The sequence below is a fragment of the Desulfobacula sp. genome, assembly GCF_021107415.1.
On the sequence record NZ_JAIOSW010000433.1, the window covers coordinates 1 to 2,685 of the forward strand.

At 38.7% G+C, this 2,685-nt stretch carries 5 protein-coding genes; 3 read left to right on the top strand and 2 right to left on the bottom strand.

Translation table 11 applies throughout. From position 1 onward, the window contains the following. From K8S13_RS21615 to K8S13_RS21625, 3 genes are all read left to right on the top strand, one after another. Positions 1 to 212, top strand: a 212-nt coding sequence (locus tag K8S13_RS21615) for a cytochrome d ubiquinol oxidase subunit II (RefSeq protein WP_291465795.1), incomplete at its 5' end; no start/stop codon positions are given. Positions 213 to 430: 218 nt separating this feature from the next. Beyond that, entirely contained in the window at positions 431 to 589 is a 159-nt protein-coding gene (gene rd / locus K8S13_RS21620; protein WP_291465796.1) for a rubredoxin, read from the top strand. Positions 590 to 617: 28 nt separating this feature from the next. Next, positions 618 to 1,481, top strand: coding sequence for a DUF3786 domain-containing protein (locus K8S13_RS21625; protein ID WP_291465797.1), 864 nt, complete (start codon positions 618 to 620; stop codon positions 1,479 to 1,481). Here the strand turns inward: K8S13_RS21625 and K8S13_RS21630 are convergent. Beyond that, positions 1,467 to 2,372, bottom strand: coding sequence for an AEC family transporter (locus K8S13_RS21630; protein ID WP_291465798.1), 906 nt, complete (start codon positions 2,370 to 2,372; stop codon positions 1,467 to 1,469). The genes K8S13_RS21625 and K8S13_RS21630 overlap by 15 nt on opposite strands. A gap of 9 nt (positions 2,373 to 2,381) precedes the next feature. Beyond that, entirely contained in the window at positions 2,382 to 2,561 is a 180-nt protein-coding gene (locus K8S13_RS21635; protein WP_291465799.1) for a hypothetical protein, read from the bottom strand. Between the last annotated feature and the right edge of the window lie 124 nt (positions 2,562 to 2,685).

Consider the following 2,685-nt stretch of genomic DNA (forward strand, 5'->3'; position numbering starts at 1 on the left):
CATTCAATAACACGGCTTTTTATCCGTCAAAACTTGATCTTCAATCTAGTCTTACCATCTATAATGCCTCTTCCAGTCATTATACCTTGGCAGTCATGACATATGTGGCAATCGGCATACCTTTTATCCTTGGCTATATTGTCTATGTATGGAAACTGATGGATTCAAAAAAACTGACCAAAGAAGAAGTAACCAATGAAGAATCATATTAAACAACTATAAGAAAAGGAACTTATATTTATGAACACATTACTTTTGATACTTTATGTTGTTGTGATCGTTGCATCTTATAAAGGGGCTATATTTGCCCTTAAAAAAACTGAACTATTGTAACTGATCTATTGTAACTAATCTATTTTTGTACTTTCAATACAATCAGTTATGGTATAGATATATTATTAATTATTAACTATATTTAAGGAGATTTAAAATGGACAAATACGTATGCGGACCTTGTGGCTATGTTTATGACCCGGCAGATGGTGACTCTGACAATGGTATTGACCCGGGAACAAGCTTTGAGGATCTTCCGGATGATTGGTGCTGCCCAATCTGCGGTGCTGGCAAAGAAGATTTTGACAAAGAATAAATGATTCTAACTGCCGGGCGGTCAGCTTTTGACTGCCCGGCTGTTTTTGGAAAAATATATTATGGCCCTTTCTGTTGTAGATCTTTACGCAAAAATACTGCCCCGAACCAATTGCAAAGATTGCGGATTCCTTACATGTATTGCTTTTGCAGGAATGGTGGTGTCTGAAAAACACCCTTTGAAAAACTGCCCGCACATTGCCCCAGGTGTTCTAAATGCTGCTGAACAGGAACTTGAACAACAGTATAAAGAAGGCAAATGGCTGAAAAAAGATATGGCAAAAGAAGCGCTTGAGTGGGCAAAACAAAAGGCTGCTTCAATGAAGCTTAAAGACATTGCCCTGCGCATCGGCGGAGAGCTGTCAACCATTGAGGGTATTGATCAAATTACCCTACCCTATTTTAATAAAAAACTGTTGATCACCAAAAATCGGATAACAGATAATTCCCATAACGAACTGACCAAAAATGAGCAGACATTTGTTTATATCCATATGGCCCAGGGAGGAGTGTCTGACCCGTCCGGAAATATGAAAAGCTTTAAGGAATTTCCCAACACCGTATCAAAAATAATTTCCATGACGGATCTTGTTGAAACTCCCCTTAGAAACGCATTTGCTTCCCATATGGACAAGCTGAAACTTGCCTGTGAGACATCGGGTGGGAAGAATGTCACAGCCCAATATGAATCCTCTGATCTGGCCTATCTATTTGCCGTATTCCCAAAAATCCCGGTGACCCTTTTATTCTGGGATGAGAGTGACGGATTTGAAGCCGATGCAAAACTCTTGTTTGATGAAACTATTATCCAGCATCTTGATATTGAATCCATCATGTTTTTAAGCGAACATCTTTGCCAAATGTTGATCCATGGCAATTTAAAAGCTGATTAATATATAATACAAAATCGGAAGTGTGATAAAAGAAAAAAGAATTCCATATCCAATAACGGCATTTGTCACATCGGATCTTAAATTGCCAGTGGCCGCAAGAACCCCTGCCATCACCATGGAAGGCATCCCCGCCTGGAATACTGAAATATGAAAAACAGTCCCTTGAATACCCATAAACATCAAAATAAAAAAAGCGATCATGGGTGAAAGTATCATTTTTAAAAAAATTGCAATGCAAATGGGTTTAATATTGGTTGATGGCTGCCTGAATTTAAGCTGGGCACCAACAGAAAAAATGGCAAGAGGGACCAGTGTGGCAGACAATCCCTCAAGCATTTTTAACATCATTCCGGAAACAGGCGTTTTCACCAGAAAAATACCGGCAATCAATGCTATGAATGGCGGGAATCCAACTATTTTAAGTAAGACTGTTTTAAAGGATATTTTTTGCGAGGTTCCATAAATGGACACCACAATGGTCCCAAAAGTTGCAAGGGCAATAAAGGAACCCAATTGGTCATAAATGATGGCATAGCCAAGACTCTGTTCCCCAAAGAAAGCACTGACAGCCGGGTATCCGAAAAAGGCTGTGTTACCGAGTGCTACAGACAGCAAAACAGCACCAGTCAATTTCTTATCCCACTGCAGAAATTTTGAAATAAGCCCCACCGAAAAAATAGACAGGAAAACAAGTATCCAGGGAACCAATGCTAAAACCATTAGATCGGCCTGGATATCAATTTTGTTAATCTGGAGTAATATAGTTGCCGGAAATGAAATATAAATGACAAATAGGTTCACTACATTGGGAGTATTTTCCGGGAAGACAGGCAGTCGGCGGGATATATTTCCCAGTGCCAGTAATATTACTAAATATAATAGATTTCCCATACACCAATATCATTCTAATGCAACGATATCTGATATATTTAATTCCAGCATTTTTATGCTTGCCAGAGCCCTTTTGGAATTCCTTGACAGGGCGGGAAATTGTTCTGCTTCTGCTTCAAGTTCAGTCAATAATTGTTTTATCTTAAGGATTTTATCATTCACCACACTCAAGTTGGAGAAATTTTTCATGGCCTGCATTCCTTTTCTTTGAAAATTTTTTTCCGCAAATCCTTAAATCGCTTTGCCTTTACTTCATACCTTGGCAGACTGCCGTAATCATAGTATTCAATTTGATATCCCAGGTTTGTTTTCA